Below are 17,699 nucleotides of genomic sequence, written 5' to 3'. Positions count from 1 at the left end.
TCGCAGATCGATCGACGCCTGGCTTGATCACGCTTGGCGTCTTTCGATCCAGTGGGTTTCGTGGCCATGAAGTCTGTCTCCCAGCGCTGCAGCCTGTTGAAGCCTCTCTCTATTGCGAGGCGTGTCAGGAACCCACAAGCCGCCGTTGACCTGGGTAGGAGCTTCCTGCAGCACCTTGTCAGTCCAGCGCAGCCTGATCTCGAACAGCGCGCGCAGGGTTTGGTGCGACACGTGGATCCTTGGACGGGGTGAGATGGGCGCTAACACCCAGTTACCAACTGGACCAGCGACATCCGCCGAAGTCTTACAAAAGTCCTCGCCACTATAAGACAAGAGTAGTACAAATGTGAAGCCTTCACATTTGCCGCGCCGTCGAAGGAGAGCGAGATGTCAAAGTCTGTCACACGCAGAAGGGGCCCGCTAGCGAGGAAGAGGCGCCGTCTTGCTGCACTGCGGCACCGCGGCGCGCGGGCACGAAGGTCCATCGAACCTTGCGAGCGGAGTGCCCGCAGGGCAAGGGCTGCGGCGGTGCGGGTCCGCAAGGCAGTTCAGGGCCGCATCGTTCGAGCGTTCCGAAAGCAGATCGAAGGTTCGGGCGCCGGTCCCGACGACACCGACCTACTGATGTTTGCAAGGATCGCCGTCGCCGAACACCGATTGGGGCGAAGCCTGGCTCAAGCCAAAGCGCAACGCTACCGCGGCGCGCGGGCGCACACCGAACCCGCAACCGTCCTTCGTCCAGGAGCGCATCAATGACAGCCGCTGCCGTTTTTGTTGCCGAGACTAAGAGTCCCTCTTCGAGCGTTGCCTTCGGCAACCTCATCGATCTCGCAAGATTGCAAGCAGGCACCTCGGCGGAAATCTGTGAGGCCTGCAGCACCATCAACACGGGCTCCGCACACATCTGCAAATGCTGCTCTCACAAGCTGCCTGCGTTCTATGCAGCCAGCAAGAATTCGGGCGAACAGGTACCGCCGCCGAAGCCGCCGCGTGGCCTCTCAAAGTGGGCATGGGCCATGGACTTCGTGGCGTTCTGGGTCGTGATCAATTCGCTCGTGATCATCACGAAGTTCATCCCTATTCCGTAGCGCCCCAAGCGCTGCTGTCCTGTCCGGGGAAATGCCGGTATGACGAAGTTCTGCGAGTCGTGCCACACGCCTAACAGGGAGCGCGCCAGGTACTGCTGCGGCTGTGCCGGCAAGTTTTCGGGCATTCGCTCGGGCACGACGACCTTCGACACTACCGTCAGCGAGCCGCGCTGGCTGCAAACGGCTTCGCCCTCTTTGTTGCCATTGAACGCTGCTGTTCTGAAGCAGAAAAGTCAGCGCGCGCCGAGACGCATCGGCTTTATCCCCGTGCCGCACGGCGTCGACGTCTCCATCGTCTGGCTGTTGATCGTCCTGGCGCTGTTGCATGGAGCCTTCGTCTTCTGGTACTTGGGCCGCTCTGCGATGAGCGGCCCGACGCTTTCGAGCGCGATCTCGTCTCTGCTGCAGTCGGCCAACCTGCCCACGGAACGAACAGAAGCGCCTCCGTCGCAATCGCCCCTCGTGCCGGTGGGCCTCTCGACGGCAACTTCTCCCCCGCCTTCTGCCGGCTCTGTGAACCGCGCGGCGAAAGCTGTTCCCCAGCCGCCTGCAGCCTCTGTGGATCAGACGATGGCCACTGCTGCGCCGCCGGCGGCGCCTGCGGACCAAACAGTGGTGGTCACTCAATCGGCCGCGCCGGCAACGGAAGGCGCAAAGCAGCCCGAATCGCCGCACACTCCATCAAGCGTGCCTGCCCAGGATGCACCGACTGACTCGGTCGCCCAAGACGACCTCGCTCCGCAGCAGGCTCCAACAACCGTGATGACGGTCCGCATTTCGCCTAGATCGGCGCGTGTCGCACCGACGCCGACACCGGGGCCGGTGCCAAGAGTGCAACAACCCCCAGAGCCCAGAACTGCCAGGACAGACGCGTTCGAAGCCAAGGCTGCCACCCCGGCCACTTCGGCACCGGCACCTGCCGTGGCGCTGGTGAGGCCGCCTGCTGCTGAAACCCATCCCAGCGTCGGCGACGCGCGTCCATTGGCGCGTCCAGATACACGGTTCCAAGCCGCCGCTCCTCCTGCGGCACCAAGAAGCTCGGCCGCATGCGACCGGTACAACCCCTTTGGGGAGGCGCCTTGCTTCAACACCAGGAACGCAAGTCAGTTGGTGCGATCGCCCCTGGTCGGGGGCTCGGGGTCACCTCCGGGGGCGACCGGTTTTTCTGGCGCGGCCAACTCAGCTGTGATCTCCAAAGGTTCGGGCGGAGGCGGGACCGTTGGAATAGCCAGCGCAGACCCGGGTGGTAGCGGCGCCGGCGGCGGAGGTGCTGGTGTTGGCGCAGGCGCTGCTGGCGCAGGTGGCGGCGGTGCAGGTGGCGGCGGCGCAGGTGGCGGCGGTGCAGGTGGCGGCGGTGCAGGTGGCGGCGGCGCAGGTGGCGGCGGCGCAGGCGGCGGCGGCGCAGGTGGCGGCGGCGCAGGTGGCGGCGGTGCAGGTGGCGGCGGTGCAGGTGGTGGCGGTGCAGGTGGCGGCGGTGCAGGTGGTGGCGGTGCAGGTGGTGGCGGTGCAGGCGGTGGCGGCGCAGGCGGTGGTGGCGCAGGCGGCGGCGGTGCAGGCGGCGGCGGCGCAGGCGGTGGCGGTGCAGGCGGTGGCGGTGCAGGCGGTGGCGGTGCAGGCGGTGGTGGTCCCGGCGGCGGCGGTGGTGGTCCCGGCAGCGGCGGTGGCGGTCCCGGCGGTGGTGGTGGCGGTCCCGGCGGTGGTGGTGGGCCTGGCGGCGGTGGCGGTCCCGGCGGTGGTGGTGGGCCTGGCAGATAAGGGCCAGCAGAAGCGACCGTCGCGCCCAGCTCCACAGGTTCCGCAGGATGAATCGTGCGCCGGACCGACCAAGTAGGCGGCGTCCTGCGGGGTGCACCGAACCCATCCGATGCGGTTGCACTGGAGGAAGGTCAAGCTAGCGTTTCGAGTTCGGGAAAGCCGGAAACGGACACCCCGAACGCGCGGAGGCCCTGCCCAGAGACGAAAGTCCGGGCAGGGCTTCTTGTAGCGAACCTAGCTCCACAGGCCACAGCTCGGGCCGGTCATGGACCGTGTTGGACTGCAATCATTCAGCCGTCAGGGCGTCAAGTCACGATCTCCCAATGGACCGCGTCCTGACGAAATGTGGCGCACTGGAGCACGCGTCGAAGCTTGTCGATTGAATGCGCGCCGCAGCCACCAAGTGGGCGGCAAACCAGGCAACTGAGCAAGTGATGGCAGCGCGGAACTCGGCGCCAGGCCTCCCGGTAGTCGCGACTGCAGCCTTTGAGCTCATGGTGCCTATTTCGCCTTCAGGTAGGCACGAACCTTGGGCGCGCCATGCGCGGCTCAACTTGCCCTCCGCGAGCAGCGCGGGATGGCCCCGCCACGGAGAGTTCGACCTCTATCTCACCGACGACGGGCTTGCTGCCATCAACGAGCCCTGGCCTCGCCAAGAGGCAGCGTTCGAGCGATGACGGATATGCCGCTATTGACGGCGACCTCGGCTTTCACTTGGCTTGCGTCATCCGGATCTTGTCGTCGACTACCGCCGCGAGCCCGGCCAGCGTGTCCACGCTGTTCGTCTCGTCATCCGCAATAGAGATGGAGAAGCGGTCTTCGATCGCGAACACGAATTCGATCAGCGTCAGCGAATCGAATCCCTTGTCGCGCAGGGGCGCGTGTGGTTCGAGCGCTGCCGCTTCGCTGCCGTATAGCTTGAGGATCAAATCCCGAAGTTCGTTCAGCGAACTTGGGCCCGAGCTCACGTCAACCATGGTGTTGTTCAGTGACGAGTCCATGCGTATTCCCGGTCAAGTACATCTTGGCACCTATGTGAAGAGTATGTGAAAAGTTCACATCCGGCGAATATTGCCGTACATTGCGCCTGATGCGACGTAAGACAGCACGCTCTTACGTGGTGGAACACGACGAAAGGAGAAGCCAGTGTCCCGCAAATCACGTGCACTCATCGAGATCAGGCTGCGCCGTTCGAACGATCTGGTCCAGCAAGAGGCTGTGGCCGTTGTCCATGAGCTGTGGCGGCCGGACACAGCCCACAACCGGGAAAAATTGGCCTTCGTTGCACACCAGGGAAATCGTCTCTTTGGTAACGATACCCACTGGGTCGAACGACGATTGGCTTGACCGTGGTTCGCGCCATTCCATGCCCGTGACCTCATCCTAGAGGTGATCCGGCGGCTGCCGCCGGCAGCTGACTCTTGGTACAGCGTTGCCCCAACTCCGAGTTGCAGCTCGTGCAGCTTCCCAGGGAGATCAATATGAACAATGAGATTCAGAGGAAATTCGACTATCGAGGCGCGGTCATCACCATCGAGGTGACTGGTGATGGCGAGCAGATTTCCGCGCATGCCGATGTCCATCGGGGCGGCGAGTTCGCGGGCCGGGTCGCGTTGACCACGAGCCAGGCCGAACGGGAGATCATTTTTGACAAGCTCGACTGCAAGGCGAAGAAGCTCGTCGACGGGCTCTTGGTGGCCAACAAACGGGATGCGACGACAGCCAGCGGCCATTGGCTGCAGTAGATGGCCTCTTTCCATAGCGGCACATGGTCATCCTCGTCCGCACGGCCTCATGGACTGACAAGACGCTGATCGACTGCGGGCGCTTCTATCTGGGCCGAGCGCACGCCTGACGGCTCGTCTTCGCGACGTGAAGCCAGACGCTGTACTACCGCAGCACGCCATCCGAGCTCCGCGCCGAGCTTTGGCGGAAGGTTCGCGACGCGATCGCGCCGCTCAAGGCCGCCAAGCTCCGCCTGGTTCATTCCGTTCCCGCCCAGGCTGATGTGCAATCAAGAGGGCCGCGACCATGTGCTGGAGGGAATGACGTTGAGAGTTCACGGCGAAGGTCGGCATCTTCAGGTGCGTTCGAGAATTTCCCAGCCGGCATCCAAGGCCAGGGCGCGCAGGCGCTCGTCGGGGCACACCGCCACCGGATCCGAGACCGCGCCCAGGAGCGGCAGGTCGCTGATCGAGTCGGAATAGAACCACGCTCGCTCGAGCGCCTCGAGCGACAAGCCTCGCGTTGTCAGAAAGCGCTTCACGTGCATCAGCTTGTGGACGCCGAAGCACGGGTCGCCGTCGATCGCCCCGTCGAGCGCGTCGTTGACGACCAGCGACTGCGTCGCCAGCACGTCGGCAACGCCGAACAGCCGGCCAAAGGGCTCGGCGATGAGCCAGGTGGTGGCGGTCACGATGGCGCAGAGGTGGCCGGCGGCCTGGTGCTGGCGCACCAGCGCACGCATCGCCTCGGGCACCTGCGGCGCCATCTCGGCCTCGAACTCGCTCGCCCATTGCCGCAGCACGGCGAGGCCGAAGCGCGCCAGCGGCGCGACGCTGATGCGATGCAGCTCGCGAATGTCCAGCGTGCCGGCCACGTACTGCTGGCAATAGCCCAGGTAGACCGACTCCGCATGCGCCGGCAGGACGCCGCGCGCGATCAGGAAGCGCGTCCAGGCCATGCCGCTGTCGAACGGAATCAAGGTGTGGTCGAGATCGAACAGCGCCAGCTTCATTGCGGGGCCGGGAGTCGAACGCGCGCGCCTCACGCGGCCGAAGCCTCATGCGCCTGGAGCTGGAGCTGCGCCGGCAGCGCGCCGCGCAGCGCGTTGCACACCACGAGCGCCTGCGCCGCCTGCAGGTCTTCCCGGCGCAGCGTGCGTTCGGCCGCCTGCCACGCGGGATCTTCGAGCAGCACCTCGCGCATGACGCCGGGCAGCGCGCCATCGGCGACCGGCGGCGTCCACCAGCGCCCTTCGATGCGCGCGAACAGCGTGCTGCGTCCGCCTTCGGCGAGCCGGCCGTCGGCCGTGAAGAACACGCTGTCGAAGGCGCCGGCGCGTTCCGCGGCACGCACGCCGGCGTCGTAGTGCCGGCGCAATGTGGTCTTGTGCGCAGCCAACGGGTTCGCATCGGGCAATCGTTCGTCGGCAATCAGCAGCTTCACCGCGCCGCCGGCGAGGGGCGCCAGCGGCGCGTGCGTGAGGTGAAGCCGCCCGTCATGCGCCAGCGCCAGGCGCAGGCGCGAGGGTTGCCCCGGCGCGAGCGCCGGCAACGCTTCGCGCAAGGCCGCGAGCGCCGCGTCGCGGTCGAACGCGAAGCCCAACGAGCGGGCGCTGCGCGCCAGCCGCGCCAGGTGCCGCTCCAGGTGCCGGATGCCTTCACGCCGCGTGGCATGCATGGTTTCGAACAGTTCGAAGCCCGGATCGAGGGCGGTGAGAAAGCGCGCCTTGAGCAGGCACTCCTCGAACTCGTCGGCGGCGCGGCTGTCCTGCACGATGCCGGCGCCGATGCCCAGCCGCAGCGGCCGCGAATGCCCGGCCTCGGCGCCGAGCGTCAGGGTGCGGATCGCTACCGACAGGCAGAAGTCGCCGATGCGCGCGCCGTGCGCCGGCGCATCGACCCAACCGATGGCACCGCAGTAGAGCCCGCGCGGCGTGCTCTCCAGCGCGGCGATCCATTCCATCGTGCGGTGCTTGGGTGCGCCGGTGATGGAACCGCAGGGAAACACAGCGCGCAGCAGCTCGGGCATGCCGACCTCGGCGCGCAGCCTCGCCTGCACGGTCGAGGTCATCTGGAACACCGTGGCGTAGGGTTCGACGGCGAACAGCGCCGGCACCTTCACCGAACCGATGCGCGCCACGCGGCCGATGTCGTTGCGCAGCAGGTCGACGATCATCACGTTCTCGGCGCGGTTCTTGGGGTCCACCGACAGCAGGCGCGCCATCTCGCTGTCGCCCTCGGGCGCGCCACCGCGCGCCGCCGTGCCTTTCATCGGACGCGCTGTCAGCACGCCGGCATCGTGGCGCAGGAAGAGTTCGGGCGAGCACGAGAGCACGTGCGTGACATCGCCCTCCTCCTCCTTCTCGCTCTGCGGCAAGGCGATCAGCGCGCCGTAGGCCACGGGCTGGCGCGCGCGCAGCCGCCGGTACAGGCTCACGGGCGAACCGTAGCTTCGGCCTTGCAGGCGGTAGGTGAAGTTGACCTGGTAGGTCTCGCCCGCCCGGATGGCGGCGTGAATGCGCGCGATGGCATCGGTGAAGGCGGCTTCGTCGATGCTGGACACGAGCTCCATCACGCCGGCGGCCTGCGGCTCGCCGGCTTCGGACGATTCGCTCTGTTCGCGCTCCGCGAGCCAGGTGGCGACCTCGTCGGCCGAGAGCCTCGCGCATTGGCGAAACATCAGCACCCGCAGCGCCGAAGCATCTTCCGATGCGAGCCGCGCCTGCCCGGCATGCAGCAGCTTGGCACCCCACTCGTAATCGGCCAGAAGGACCGCGTGCAGGCCCTGCCGCAGATCGGCATCGACCTGGTCCCACACGGTGTCGAGACTCGCTGGGTCGGTGCAACGGTGCTGGCGGACATAGCCGGTGTACAGCCGGCTGGTCGGCCGCTCGCGCGTCGAGGCGCAGTCGTCGAGCAGCGCGAAGCTGAGACAGTCCCTAGGCATTCAGCTCCAGTCGTCCATGTCGTGCTTGATCCGGTGGCGATTGGCGATCAGTTCGTCCACGGTGGGCTCGTTGTTCAACGCGCGCCGGATCGCGAGCTTGGTGGCCTCGTAGTTGGTGCGGTACATGTCTTTCTTGTCGAGATTGTCGTCCCTGGCGCATCGCGGATCGATCCACACCAGGCTGATGATGCACAGCTCGTTGGCCAGGTCCTTGGGAATGATGCCCTCGATCAGGCAATCGACCACCGCGTCAGCGGTCGCGCTCTGCACCACCCCGCCGAAGAGCTCGATGTTGGCCGAATCCTTGAGCGTGACCTTGGGCACCATGATGGTCGCCGGTCGCACGAGCTGGTTGCAGGCGCGGATCGCGAACATCGCCGTGTGGCCCTTGCTCTGCGCCATCATGCCGGCGAAGGCGGCGCCCACCGGCCCGTCGACAAGGCCGATCAGGATCTCCGGCATGGCATCGGTGAACTGGCCGTCCTTGGCGAGTACGGTGGCCTCGCCGGCGTGGAAGAGATGGGGATGCGTCACAAAGACTCCAGATGTTAGAAGAGCCGTGGGTCACGGGTTCACGTAGATCAGCTCGCCCTTGCCATCGGCTGCGAGATCGCCCAGATGGCGCTCGATGCGGCGCGCTGGCAGTTCGCCGAAAGCTCCGCCATGACGCGCCAGATCGCGCGCCAGCAAAGCCCAGAACACGGGGGTCGCGGCGCGATTCGCCACGAAGGTCGGCATCGTCTCGACGCCGATCGGCACGGCCGCGCCGGGCCCCGCAAACACCACGCTGCCGCGACGCATGCCATGGCCCGCATGGGCACCGACACGGCCACCCACGGCGATGGTGCCCGCGACCATGCGCGAACCGAGGAAAGCCCCCACGTCGCCATGGACCAGGGCGGTGCCGCGCCGCATGCGGTCGCCGAAGCGCTCGCCCGCATTGCCGCGGACGATAAAGGTGCCGCCGCGCATGCCGTCCATGCTGCCGGGCAAGGTGCTGGCGGCGAAGTCGCCGACATCGCCCTCGACGGTGAGCGTGCCGCCCGCCATTTCGCAAGCAGCCAGCAGGCCTGCGCGGCCCTCGATCTGCAGCTCGCCCGCGCGCATGCAGCCGCCCGCATAGTCGCCGGCATGGCCCTCGACGCGAATGCGGCCGCTGTCCATCTGCCAGCCGATGCGGTCGAAGCGTTCGAGACTGCCTTCGAAATGCAGCACGCCCTCCTCGCGCGGCGCGATGTCGAAGAGTTCCGCCAACGCCAGCGTCGTGTTGCCATGGCCGACCGGCAGCCGCTCGACCTGCTCGATCGGGAGCCCTGCAAGCACGGCCGGCGTGATGCCGCGCAGATCGACGCGCAGCGCAGGCGCCCGCCGCAGCCTGAAATGCCACCCGCTCATTGGTCATCTCCCGCGGCGAGCAGCCTGCGCAGATGGAAGTGGAACGGACCCAGCTTGCCGCCGTAGTTGCCGGCGGAAATGCGCAGCAGTCCGCCGGGCTGTCCGATCGCCACGGCGGCCTCCATGCCCACGCGCATGGCCGCGCCCACGTCGGCCTCCGTCAGGCCATCGATCACGATCTCCATCACGCAGCCGATCTGCTGCACCGGCCCGCCGCGCGCCAGTTCGCTATGCGCCACCAAACCTACCAAGGTGGGGCAAAAGGCGTCGTTGGTCGACGCGCTGAGCGCCGGGTACTTGCTGCCGACCTTGGAGCCCGAGCGCACCACGCCGCCGGGGAAGGGCATGATGACGTTGGGCAGCTGCTTCATCGCCGCCACCGCGGCCTCGGCCACGGCCAAGGCCGCATCGGTATCGCGCGCCAGCAGCAGCAGGTTGCCGCCGCCGACGGCCTTGACCACCGCCGTGGTTTCCTGCGCGACGAACTCGCCGTCCATCACCGGCACGCGCCAGTAGCGAACACCGGCGATCACCTTGCTGGTCTGCCAGCCGTCGCCGAAGAAGCGCAGGTTCTTGCCCAGGGCCACGGCTTCGCCCTCCGCGATGCCGGCGAACACCGCCGTCGTCGGGCAGGTCAGCACACATTGGCCGACACGGCGTTCTATCTGCTTCGCCAGCTCCTTGCCCGACATCGAGAAGATCAGCACCGCAATGCCCGGCCGGCCATCGGGCGTTTCCTCGGGCGCCAGTTCGCGCTCGATGCCGGCTTCGCAGCCGCAGGCGATCACCGAAGTCGCGAAGCCGGTGGCCGACACCGCCGCGTGGCGCGCCCAGACGGGGTTGTGCGCCGTGATGACGATGCGCGTGGCCTTCATCGGGAATGCCTCGGCGAAGCCGTCGTCGATCGCGACGCCGTTGACGATCATGAGGTCCCCTCGAAACAGGCCGCCGGCAGCAGGCGCCCACCGTTGCAGCATCGGCACAGTTCGTCGTGGCCGATCGCGAGGTGATCGAAGTTGACCGACCCTTGCGCGGCGAGGTGCCGGCGCAGCCGTTGCTCGATGCCGCGGTCGTACTCCGGCGCGACGAAGTGGGTGCCGCCCACGGGCACCGCCGTCACGCGGCCGGCGCGCGATACCAGGACGCCGTCCTTGAACACGTACGCGGGCGTCGCGAACATGGCCTCGCGGTTGCCGTCCTCGCGGTACACCGCGATGTCGGCTGCCGCGCCCGCGCCCAGGTGGCCGCGGTCGCGCAGGCCCAGCAGGCGGGCGGGACCGGCGCGCGTCATGATCGCAATCTCGTAGAGCGACAACTCGCGCGTGATCGAGCGCAGCGCGGCGTGCGCAGCCACCTCGGGATGCAGCTTGGCCAGTTGCTCCTCCCGAAAGCTGCGGTCCATCAGCAGGCGGATCAGGTGCGGATAGCTGGTGAACGGGCCGCCGTTGGGATGGTCGGTGGTCAGCACCACGCGCCATGGGTCGTCGACCAGCAGGAAGATCTCCAGCCCGATCACCCACTGCAGCGCATTCACGTAGCTCTGCTCACGATACCGGAAGGGCACTACGCCACAGCCTGCCTCGCATTCGATGTCGGCACCGATCCATTTGCGTGGATCGGCCAGGCCCGACTGCGCGTGCTGCCGCATGGTGTCGCCGGAGGCCGTGACGGTCTGCCCGAACATGATCTGCCCGACGTCGATGCTGACGTTCTTGTGCGCGTTCACCGCCTCCGCGAGTTGCAGGGCGGCCGAGGAGAACTTCTTCGGCCCCTCGGTGCCATAGGCATGGAACTGGATGTGCGTCAGGTGTCCGGGCAAGCCCTCCAGCGCGGCGATGGTGTCCAGCGTGGACTGGATATTGCCGGCCACCCCGAGGTTGCTGCCGTGGATGTGCAGCGGATGCGGCACTCCCAGCTCGCGCAGCGCGCGCGCCAGCGTGTGCACCACCTGCCTGGGCGTGATCTGCCAGTGCACGTGGTTCTCGTCGACGTCGAGCTCGCGCTGGTTGAACTTGAAGGCCGAGATGCCGCCGGGGTTCACCACCTTCACGCCCATCGCCTTGCTGGCGTTGATGGTCCAGCCGGCGTAGTCGCGGATGCGTTCGAAATCCCAGCGCTCGGCCAGCATGCGCAGGAACAGCTCGTCGTTGCCGAGCATCACGTAGGCGCCATGGTCGAGGATCGGCGTGTCGCCCATTTCCATGTGCGTATGGCGCGCATTGCAGGCCATCATGGCTGGCTCGAAGGCGGCCGTGTAGCCCATCTCGACGTAGCGGTAGCCGGTGGCCAGCGTGCCTGGCGTGCAGGTGCCGCAGGAGGCCATCTCGAGCGAGTTGTCGGGCAGCGCAAGAGGGTTGGCGTTGGCCCGATGGTCTTCCGGCATCAGCATGCGCGCGAGATTGACCTTGCCGCCGCCGATGTGGGTGTGCATGTCGATGCCGCCGGCCATCACGATGCAGCCGCTCGCGTCGATGTCCTCGATCGCGGCGCCATGCGGCGCCGGCTCGACGATGCGGCCCTCGCGCACATGAAGATCGCGCACCTCGTCGCACCCGTTCGCCGGATCGATGACGCGGCCGCCGCGCAGGCAAAGGGTCGTCATTGCGCAAGCCCTCGCCTCAGTGCCTGTACCGACTGGGTCAGGCGCCGGACGACGTCGCTCACGCTGGGCAGCCCGTCGTCGTACAGCGGCCGCAACGGCAGCAGGACCGAGCTGTCGGTGCGGAAGAGATGGCCGCCGGACCCGATGCCCGGCGTCGACACGGGGATGAACACCAGCTCGCGGGGAGGCATCGCTTCCTGCTGCAGCCGCATCTGCGGATGGCCCAGGACGATGCGCGGCAGGTCCACCGGCGGCGGCCCGGGTTCGGGGCCGAAGCTCGACACCCACAGCAGCGTGTCCACCGCGCCAACGGCCAGCAAGCGCTCCGCATCGAAGCACAGCGGCTCATGCTCGAGTCCCGCAGGCCCGGCACGCGAGCGCAAAGGCAGGCCGGACAGCCAGGCGAACACCTGGTTCACGGTCGCGGCGCCGTCGTCGCCGCCCAGCGACAGCGAGGCCGCGCGCGTGCTGCGGTTGAGTGTGGCGACGATGCGCTGGATGCCTTCGACGATCAGCGCGCCGTGGGCGGGCAGGCATCCGGGCTCGTACACCAGCACCGCATAGCGGGCTGCATGCAGACGCTCCGACAGTGCTGCGAGGTCGGCCGGCACGCGCGCATCGTCCGCAGCGAGACGGCCGGCCACGAGCGCCGCGAGCAGCGCCACGGTGTCGAACAGATCGCCGTGCAGCGGCAGGATCTCGGTGCGCGCGCCCTCCGGCCCGCCCACGCCGCAGCGGCGGAAGAATTCCGGATAGCGCGGCGTGGGCTCCCCGGTCATGCAGACGATGAGGTCGGCCCGGGTCCTCACTTCGGCCAGCGTGGTCGAGAAGCCGCCGCGATCCTGCAGCGCGCGCAGGCCGTGCATCAGCGCCGGTCCGCGGGCCGGGTCGCAGATGGCACCCGTTTCGCAGGCCAGCGCATAGAGTGCCCGGGCGCCCGCGACATCGGTGCCGAGGCCGCCGAACAAGGGCTGGCGGCTGGCCGCGAGCAAGGATGCGGCGGCGGCCAGCGCGGTATCGAGATCGCAGTCGCGGCCGTCGACCCGCGGCCGCTCGGTTGCGGCCGCGCCGCCGAATGCGGCCAGCGCACTGCGCGCGCGCGGGCACTCGCTGCCGGTCAGCCTGGGCGGCGTGCCGGGCGGCCCGAGCTCCACGCCGAAGCTGTCACACAACAAGGGGCAGAAAGGACAGGTCCACGGGGCTTGGCCGGGCTGCGCGCTTGCGTCGACTGGAGTCATGGGCAGGCACCCACGCAAAGCACGTGCCATTCACCCGCCAGGCGAGCCGTGCCTGGCCGAAGCCCGGCTGACACACGCGTTATGAGACAGAGTGTTGCGCTTTCGGGCGGTCAATGCGCGCCGGCAAGCGCCGATGGCAGGGCGCGCGAGCCGCTCGCGGGATGGCACGGTTCGTGTGTGCAGGGCGCTGATGGCATGCCCCCGAACCTTCCTCCCACCGGGCGTCCTCGGTTCAGCGCCGCATCCGCGGCAGCTGCAGGTCGTGCAGCGCGCTGGCCACGAGCCAGGCATCGGCGCCCGCCGCGCTGGCGCGCGCCAGGTCGTCCTCGCTGCGGATGCCGCCCGCACCGATCAGCATGGCGCGCGGCGCCAGGCGGCGCACCTCCTGCAAGGTCTCCAGGTCCGGCCCGGCGCCGGAGCCGACGCGCTCGAGCGTCATCACGATCAGCCGCTGCGGCCACAACTCCACCGCGTCCCAGCAGCCGGCGGCGTCGAGGCGCTGGCCGTCGCGCCGGTCCAGCGACAGCGCGGCCCGGACTTCGTCTTCACCGGCGCCGTTGCCGAAGCAGCGCGCCAGCGCCTCGCGCGAACGCAGGGATTCGCTGCCATACACGAACACGATGCGCGAGGCGAACGGTGCCAGCTGGCGGCGCAATGCCTGGCCGGCCGATGCATCCGCCAAGCCCGCGTCCAGCCAGAGCTCGATCTCGGGCAGCGCCTGCAGCAGATCGACCAGCACCGCAATCTGCGTGGCCCGGCCCTGCAAGGCATCGAGGTCGGCCACGTACAACTGCCGCGCCGCACAGTGATCGCACAGGATGCGCGCCACCGTCACCGGATCGCTGCTGGCGCACAGCGCCGACACGATCGGCCGGTACGCTTGCCGGTCGCCGCGCACGGCACGCACCACCTGGCCTTGCAGCAGGTCGATGACGGGGATCAGGTTCAATTCGGAGATCATGGGTAAGCACCCGGAAGGAGGATGGAAATGACGACACGCGTGTTTGTTTACGAGTATCTCAGCGGCGGAGGCTGGACCGACTACGGCGATGACGCGGCGGCCGACGAGCTGCTGCCGCTGGGGCTGTCGATGCGCGATGCCATGGTCGCAGACCTGATGCGCGTTCGCGATTGTTCCGTGTCGGCGGCCACCTGCGTCCCCGTGAACACCCTGCCCGCCCGCGCCGCGCCGCTGCGTCCGCTCGCGGGCGAATCGGCCTTCGCCTTCGTGGCGCGGCAGAGTGCGCTGCACGACATGGTCTGGCTGGTCGCGCCCGAGACGGACGGCCTGCTGGCGCGCTTCCAGCGCATCGTGGGCGATGCGCGCTGGCTGGGCTGCAGCGCCGAAGCCATCGAACTCACCGCCGGCAAACACGCCACGCTCGTGCACCTGGCCGCGCACGGCGTGACGACACCACTGGCCTTCGAGCATGCGCCCGAGATCGAGCGCTGGGTGGTCAAGCCCGACGACGGCGCGGGCGGCGTGGCCACCCACGTGCACACCCGCCGCGCGGCTGCGCTCGAGGACCAGGCCCGGCGCGCGCAGGCCGGCGCGGCCGTCACGCTCGAGCCCTGGGTCGAAGGCGAGGCCCTGAGCCTGTCGCTGCTGTGCACAGAGCAGAATGCCGAGATGCTGAGCGTCAACCGCCAGCGCATCGCGATCGATGCGCAAGGCAGACTTTGCTTCGAAGGCGTGACGGTCGATGCGCTGGGCCGCGACGATCCGCGCACGCGTCCCCTGGCCGCCTTGGCCATGCAGGTGGCGCGCGCCATCCCGGGCCTGCGCGGTTTCGCCGGCATCGACCTGGTCTGGCATCCGCAGCGCGGGCCGGTGGTGATCGAGGTCAATCCACGCGTCACCTGCGCCTATGTCGGGCTCTCGGCGGCGCTGGGCCGCAACCTGGCGGCTGAACTGGTGGCGAGCCGCTTGCACGGCGACACCCAGGATCGGGAACTTGCGCGTGCCCACGTCTGAACGCACCACCGTCGGGTGGGACATCGGCGGCGCACACGTCAAGGCCTGCCTGCTGCAAGGCGGCGAGGTCGTCGACGTGGCGCAATGGGGTTGCCCTCTCTGGCAGGGCCTGGACCATCTGGTGCGCGCATTGCAAGCCGCGCGCACGCGCTGGCCCGCGCTCGAGGCCGCGCAGCATGCCGTGACCATGACGGGCGAGATGGTCGATCTGTTCCCCGACCGCGAGGACGGCGTTCGAAGCATTGCCGCCACGCTGGCGGCCGCGCTGCCGGTTCCGCCGAGCGCGCTGCATTTCTTTGCCGGCGACGCCGGCTGGTGCGCCGCCGCGGAGGTTGCCAGGCAATGGGAGTGCGTTGCCTCGGCCAACTGGCTCGCGACGGCGCGGCATGCCGCGCTCACGCTGCCGGAGGGCGTGCTGGTCGACATCGGCAGCACGACCACCGACCTGATCGCGTTCGGCAACGCTCGCGTGCTGACCGCGAGCCGCAGCGACGCCGAACGCCTGGTGAGCGGCGAGCTGGCCTACCACGGCGTGGTGCGCACACCCCTGTGCGCACTGACCCAGCGCATCACATGGCGCGGCCATGCGCGCCATGTGATGAACGAATTCTTCGCCACGACCGCCGACGTCTACCGGCTCAGCGGCGAGCTGGATCCGGCGCACGACCTGCACCCGAGCGCCGACAACGCCGCCAAGAGCCTGCCGGCGACGCGCCAGCGTCTCGCACGCATGGTGGGACTGGACGAACGCGATGCCGCCGCCGATGAATGGCTCGATCTGGCACGGGCTTGGCGCAGCGCTCAGCTCGAAGCACTGGCCGCGCAGTTGCGCCGCGTGCTGGCCGCGCATGCGCTCTCCCGTGAAGCCGTGATCGTCAGCGCGGGCTGCGGCGCCTTCCTGGTGCCCGAGCTCGCAGCCGCCGAAGCGGCCCCGCGACGGCTCGCCGCCTATGGCAGCGATGTAGCCAAGGTGGCCCGCCAGGCGGCGGCGGGCACCGCGGGCTGGGCGCAAGTGTGCGCTCCGAGTGTCGCGGTGGCGGCGCTGTTCGAACGGGAGCACGACTGATGTGGGTCGTCAAGATCGGCGGCAGCCTCTGTGCCGACCCGGTGCTGCTGGAGTGGCTGGATCTGCTCACGCAGATCGGCGGCGGCCGCGTGACGATCGTCTGCGGCGGCGGCAGCTTCGCCGACGAAGTGCGACGCGTCCAGGCGCACTGGCAGTTCGATGACCTGGCCGCCCACAACATGGCGGTGCTGGCGATGGCGCAGACCGCCTACCAGTTGCACGCGCTGAATCCCACACTGCAACTGGCCGCGCGCAGGACCGACATCCCCGATCTGCTGCACCAGGGAAAGACCGCGCTGTGGCTGCCCCTCGAGCTGCGGCGCGACCAGCCGGACGCACGCACCGGTTGGGACGCCACCTCCGACACCATCGCGCTGGACCTGGCGAAGCACCTCAACGCCGAGCAGCTGGTGATGGTCAAGTCCTGCGCCATCGACCCGGGGCTGACACTGGCCGAGCTGGGTGATACCGGTGTGGTCGACCCGCAATTTGCCGAGCTGTCCGACGACGCAGCCTTCCCGATCACCTTGCTTCACAAGAGCCAGGTGGCGACCATGCGCGCGCTGCTGCTGGGTGAAGCCACCTACGCTGCGCGCTGAGCGCCGGCGCAGGAGAAGATCAAGCGGGCATGGGCTCGTCGACGGCCTGCCCGTGCAGCAGCGCGGCCAGCGCCGCCAGCCGCTGTGGGCACAGCGCCGTCTTGCGGTCGCCAACGCAAACGGCACTGCGAAAGCCCGCGAAATCGGGCGCCAGCGCCTGCAGCAAGGGAATATGCGTCGTGCGCAGCGCGCCCGCCAGCCCGACCAGCCGGCCCGAGGCGCGCACCAGCGCCAGAAAGTGGCGCAGGTCCGCCATCGGGACCGCATCGAACAGGCTGCCGGCCTGCTTGTCGGCGGTGTCGGCCATGAGCGCCGGAAACTCGAGCCCACAGGCATGCGCGACCAGCGCCGCATCCAGGCCGCGGTCGGCAACGAAGACCGGCACCACCGGCCAGTCGCAGGCCGCCAACGCGTCGAGCACGGCGAACGCCTCCGGCCCCCGCTCGATGCCGACCTTGACGTAGTCGACGCCGCAGGCGCCGACGGCCTCGACCTGAGCCCGGATGCGAGGCAGCGCGTGCATCGGCAGGTCGCCGATGGTCGCGCTCACGGGCCGTGCGATGTCGTGCGCTCGCAATGCACTCACGATGGCGGCGATCGTCGCCACCGGCAAGCCGCCCAATGCGCCCTCGCCGGGCTCCTTCAGGTCGATGAAGTCGGCCCCGCCGCGTGCCGCGAGCAGGGCCTCCTGCACGCTGCGGACACTCACGAGCATGCGCGTCATGATGTCCGCTCCTGCGCGCGGGCATGGTGCTGCGCGACCGCGGCGCGCAGCCATTCCCACGCTTCGCGCTCCTCGGGTCCCGCAGTCTTGTCGATCGCGATCTGCAGATAGCTCATTTCGGTTTCCACTTTCTCGGGTGCCAGCATATGCAGGCGGCTGACCAGCACGGCCCCTTCAATCACCGCGGCCTGGGCGCGGTTGAAGCCGGCGAAGGGTGCGTGCGTGGCCTCGTACACGGACATCATGCGCAACACCGGTCGCTGCGCGTCGTCGCGGCGCTCGGCCAGCTCCAGTTCGACGTGGCGCAGCGCACAGGCCAGCCGCACGCCGTCGATGCGTTCGGCCGCATGCGTGGGCCAGAGCTTGCGGCCGGTCACGCAGCCGGCGAACACGCGGGTGTCGCACACGATGTTGAGCACCGCACGGCCGGTGGCCACGATGTTGTCGTGCGTGGTGGAGGGCTTGAACGGCATCAGCACGATGCCGCCTTCCTGGTACCGAACTCCCATCGGCGCCACATGCGCCTGCCCGCCGGGCGCCACGGTAGTCACCACGGCTTCGAAGATCTGGTCGTTCATGGGAGTGC

19 protein-coding genes are annotated in these 17,699 nt (G+C 68.5%); 7 read left to right on the top strand and 12 right to left on the bottom strand.

The window, feature by feature from the left end; genetic code table 11:
• Window positions 1-27: 27 nt before the first annotated feature.
• On the bottom strand, window positions 28-231 hold the full coding sequence (locus tag ACSQ89_RS13965) for a hypothetical protein (protein ID WP_139191799.1): 204 nt from the start codon (window positions 229-231) through the stop codon (window positions 28-30).
• A gap of 521 nt (window positions 232-752) precedes the next feature.
• Between ACSQ89_RS13965 and ACSQ89_RS13960 the strand changes: the two genes are divergently transcribed.
• Window positions 753-1,088 (top strand): hypothetical protein, encoded by a 336-nt coding sequence (locus ACSQ89_RS13960; RefSeq protein ID WP_093111729.1) that lies wholly within the window; start codon window positions 753-755, stop codon window positions 1,086-1,088.
• A gap of 1,243 nt (window positions 1,089-2,331) precedes the next feature.
• A complete protein-coding gene (locus tag ACSQ89_RS13955) occupies window positions 2,332-2,919 on the top strand; it encodes a hypothetical protein (RefSeq protein WP_436296202.1) in 588 nt (195 codons plus the stop codon).
• A 634-nt stretch (window positions 2,920-3,553) separates the two neighbouring features.
• Here the strand turns inward: ACSQ89_RS13955 and ACSQ89_RS13950 are convergent.
• Complete coding sequence (locus tag ACSQ89_RS13950) at window positions 3,554-3,844, bottom strand: acyl carrier protein (protein ID WP_436290380.1); 291 nt, start codon at window positions 3,842-3,844, stop codon at window positions 3,554-3,556.
• A 145-nt stretch (window positions 3,845-3,989) separates the two neighbouring features.
• Here ACSQ89_RS13950 and ACSQ89_RS13945 point away from each other — a divergent pair, with 145 nt between their 5' ends.
• Together ACSQ89_RS13945 and ACSQ89_RS13940 are read left to right on the top strand one after the other, a co-directional pair.
• Entirely contained in the window at window positions 3,990-4,190 is a 201-nt protein-coding gene (locus ACSQ89_RS13945) for a hypothetical protein (RefSeq protein ID WP_436290381.1), read from the top strand.
• A 134-nt stretch (window positions 4,191-4,324) separates the two neighbouring features.
• Window positions 4,325-4,588, top strand: a complete 264-nt coding sequence (locus ACSQ89_RS13940) for a hypothetical protein (RefSeq protein WP_436290382.1) — start codon at window positions 4,325-4,327, stop codon at window positions 4,586-4,588.
• 335 nt (window positions 4,589-4,923) lie between these two features.
• On the opposite strand, the gene ACSQ89_RS13935 is transcribed toward ACSQ89_RS13940, so the two are convergent.
• From ACSQ89_RS13935 to ACSQ89_RS13900, 8 genes are all read right to left on the bottom strand, one after another.
• Complete coding sequence (locus ACSQ89_RS13935; protein WP_436290383.1) at window positions 4,924-5,580, bottom strand: HAD family hydrolase; 657 nt, start codon at window positions 5,578-5,580, stop codon at window positions 4,924-4,926.
• Window positions 5,581-5,609: 29 nt separating this feature from the next.
• Window positions 5,610-7,514: an aminodeoxychorismate synthase component I gene (pabB, locus tag ACSQ89_RS13930; RefSeq protein ID WP_436290384.1), complete on the bottom strand. Its 1,905-nt coding sequence runs from the start codon at window positions 7,512-7,514 to the stop codon at window positions 5,610-5,612.
• Window positions 7,515-8,048 (bottom strand): formaldehyde-activating enzyme, encoded by a 534-nt coding sequence (gene fae, locus ACSQ89_RS13925; protein WP_093111717.1) that lies wholly within the window; start codon window positions 8,046-8,048, stop codon window positions 7,515-7,517.
• Between the two features lie 30 nt (window positions 8,049-8,078).
• Entirely contained in the window at window positions 8,079-8,909 is an 831-nt protein-coding gene (locus ACSQ89_RS13920) for a formylmethanofuran dehydrogenase subunit C (protein ID WP_436290385.1), read from the bottom strand.
• The gene (fhcD, locus tag ACSQ89_RS13915; protein WP_436290386.1) at window positions 8,906-9,835 is read right to left on the bottom strand and encodes a formylmethanofuran--tetrahydromethanopterin N-formyltransferase; all 930 of its coding nucleotides are present in this window, start codon (window positions 9,833-9,835) and stop codon (window positions 8,906-8,908) included. Before fhcD ends, ACSQ89_RS13920 begins: the two co-directional genes overlap by 4 nt.
• The gene (locus tag ACSQ89_RS13910; protein WP_436290387.1) at window positions 9,832-11,511 is read right to left on the bottom strand and encodes a formylmethanofuran dehydrogenase subunit A; all 1,680 of its coding nucleotides are present in this window, start codon (window positions 11,509-11,511) and stop codon (window positions 9,832-9,834) included. The genes fhcD and ACSQ89_RS13910 overlap by 4 nt, the downstream gene beginning before the upstream one ends.
• Window positions 11,508-12,749: a formylmethanofuran dehydrogenase gene (locus tag ACSQ89_RS13905; protein WP_436290388.1), complete on the bottom strand. Its 1,242-nt coding sequence runs from the start codon at window positions 12,747-12,749 to the stop codon at window positions 11,508-11,510. Before ACSQ89_RS13905 ends, ACSQ89_RS13910 begins: the two co-directional genes overlap by 4 nt.
• A 232-nt stretch (window positions 12,750-12,981) precedes the next feature.
• A complete protein-coding gene (locus ACSQ89_RS13900) occupies window positions 12,982-13,710 on the bottom strand; it encodes a HisA/HisF-related TIM barrel protein (RefSeq protein WP_093111707.1) in 729 nt (242 codons plus the stop codon).
• Window positions 13,711-13,737: 27 nt separating this feature from the next.
• Between ACSQ89_RS13900 and ACSQ89_RS13895 the strand changes: the two genes are divergently transcribed.
• Genes ACSQ89_RS13895 through ACSQ89_RS13885 form a run of 3 tightly spaced genes read left to right on the top strand, consistent with a single transcriptional unit; the run spans window position 13,738 to window position 16,389 of the window.
• Complete coding sequence (locus tag ACSQ89_RS13895; RefSeq protein WP_436290389.1) at window positions 13,738-14,724, top strand: ATP-grasp domain-containing protein; 987 nt, start codon at window positions 13,738-13,740, stop codon at window positions 14,722-14,724.
• Window positions 14,711-15,790, top strand: coding sequence for a hydantoinase/oxoprolinase family protein (locus tag ACSQ89_RS13890; RefSeq protein WP_436290390.1), 1,080 nt, complete (start codon window positions 14,711-14,713; stop codon window positions 15,788-15,790). Before ACSQ89_RS13895 ends, ACSQ89_RS13890 begins: the two co-directional genes overlap by 14 nt.
• Window positions 15,790-16,389, top strand: a complete 600-nt coding sequence (locus tag ACSQ89_RS13885) for an amino acid kinase family protein (protein WP_093111702.1) — start codon at window positions 15,790-15,792, stop codon at window positions 16,387-16,389. The genes ACSQ89_RS13890 and ACSQ89_RS13885 overlap by 1 nt, the downstream gene beginning before the upstream one ends.
• 19 nt (window positions 16,390-16,408) lie before the next feature.
• Here the strand turns inward: ACSQ89_RS13885 and ACSQ89_RS13880 are convergent, their stop codons facing one another.
• Both ACSQ89_RS13880 and ACSQ89_RS13875 read right to left on the bottom strand, forming a co-directional pair.
• On the bottom strand, window positions 16,409-17,113 hold the full coding sequence (locus ACSQ89_RS13880; protein ID WP_436290391.1) for a (5-formylfuran-3-yl)methyl phosphate synthase: 705 nt from the start codon (window positions 17,111-17,113) through the stop codon (window positions 16,409-16,411).
• Window positions 17,110-17,691, bottom strand: coding sequence for a DUF447 domain-containing protein (locus ACSQ89_RS13875; RefSeq protein ID WP_093111700.1), 582 nt, complete (start codon window positions 17,689-17,691; stop codon window positions 17,110-17,112). Before ACSQ89_RS13875 ends, ACSQ89_RS13880 begins: the two co-directional genes overlap by 4 nt.
• Window positions 17,692-17,699 lie beyond the last annotated feature (8 nt).

The sequence above is a fragment of the Variovorax sp. LjRoot175 genome, from assembly GCF_964253805.1.
Taxonomy (GTDB): Bacteria; Pseudomonadota; Gammaproteobacteria; order Burkholderiales; family Burkholderiaceae_C; genus Variovorax.
Note: the sequence above shows the minus strand (reverse complement) of the source record. Positions and strands in the feature narration are given on the sequence as shown.

Bases quoted from the DNA above. Each gene is read 5' to 3' on its own strand.
- ACSQ89_RS13960 (WP_093111729.1), top strand. From the start codon at position 753: ATGACAGCCGCTGCCGTTTTTGTTGCCGAGACTAAGAGTCCCTCTTCG.
- ACSQ89_RS13950 (WP_436290380.1), bottom strand. From the start codon at position 3,844: ATGGACTCGTCACTGAACAACACCATGGTTGACGTGAGCTCGGGCCCA.
- ACSQ89_RS13940 (WP_436290382.1), top strand. From the start codon at position 4,325: ATGAACAATGAGATTCAGAGGAAATTCGACTATCGAGGCGCGGTCATC.
- ACSQ89_RS13935 (WP_436290383.1), bottom strand. From the start codon at position 5,580: ATGAAGCTGGCGCTGTTCGATCTCGACCACACCTTGATTCCGTTCGAC.
- pabB (WP_436290384.1), bottom strand. From the start codon at position 7,514: ATGCCTAGGGACTGTCTCAGCTTCGCGCTGCTCGACGACTGCGCCTCG.
- ACSQ89_RS13920 (WP_436290385.1), bottom strand. From the start codon at position 8,909: ATGAGCGGGTGGCATTTCAGGCTGCGGCGGGCGCCTGCGCTGCGCGTC.
- fhcD (WP_436290386.1), bottom strand. From the start codon at position 9,835: ATGATCGTCAACGGCGTCGCGATCGACGACGGCTTCGCCGAGGCATTC.
- ACSQ89_RS13910 (WP_436290387.1), bottom strand. From the start codon at position 11,511: ATGACGACCCTTTGCCTGCGCGGCGGCCGCGTCATCGATCCGGCGAAC.
- ACSQ89_RS13905 (WP_436290388.1), bottom strand. From the start codon at position 12,749: ATGACTCCAGTCGACGCAAGCGCGCAGCCCGGCCAAGCCCCGTGGACC.
- ACSQ89_RS13900 (WP_093111707.1), bottom strand. From the start codon at position 13,710: ATGATCTCCGAATTGAACCTGATCCCCGTCATCGACCTGCTGCAAGGC.
- ACSQ89_RS13895 (WP_436290389.1), top strand. From the start codon at position 13,738: ATGACGACACGCGTGTTTGTTTACGAGTATCTCAGCGGCGGAGGCTGG.
- ACSQ89_RS13885 (WP_093111702.1), top strand. From the start codon at position 15,790: ATGTGGGTCGTCAAGATCGGCGGCAGCCTCTGTGCCGACCCGGTGCTG.
- ACSQ89_RS13880 (WP_436290391.1), bottom strand. From the start codon at position 17,113: ATGACGCGCATGCTCGTGAGTGTCCGCAGCGTGCAGGAGGCCCTGCTC.
- ACSQ89_RS13875 (WP_093111700.1), bottom strand. From the start codon at position 17,691: ATGAACGACCAGATCTTCGAAGCCGTGGTGACTACCGTGGCGCCCGGC.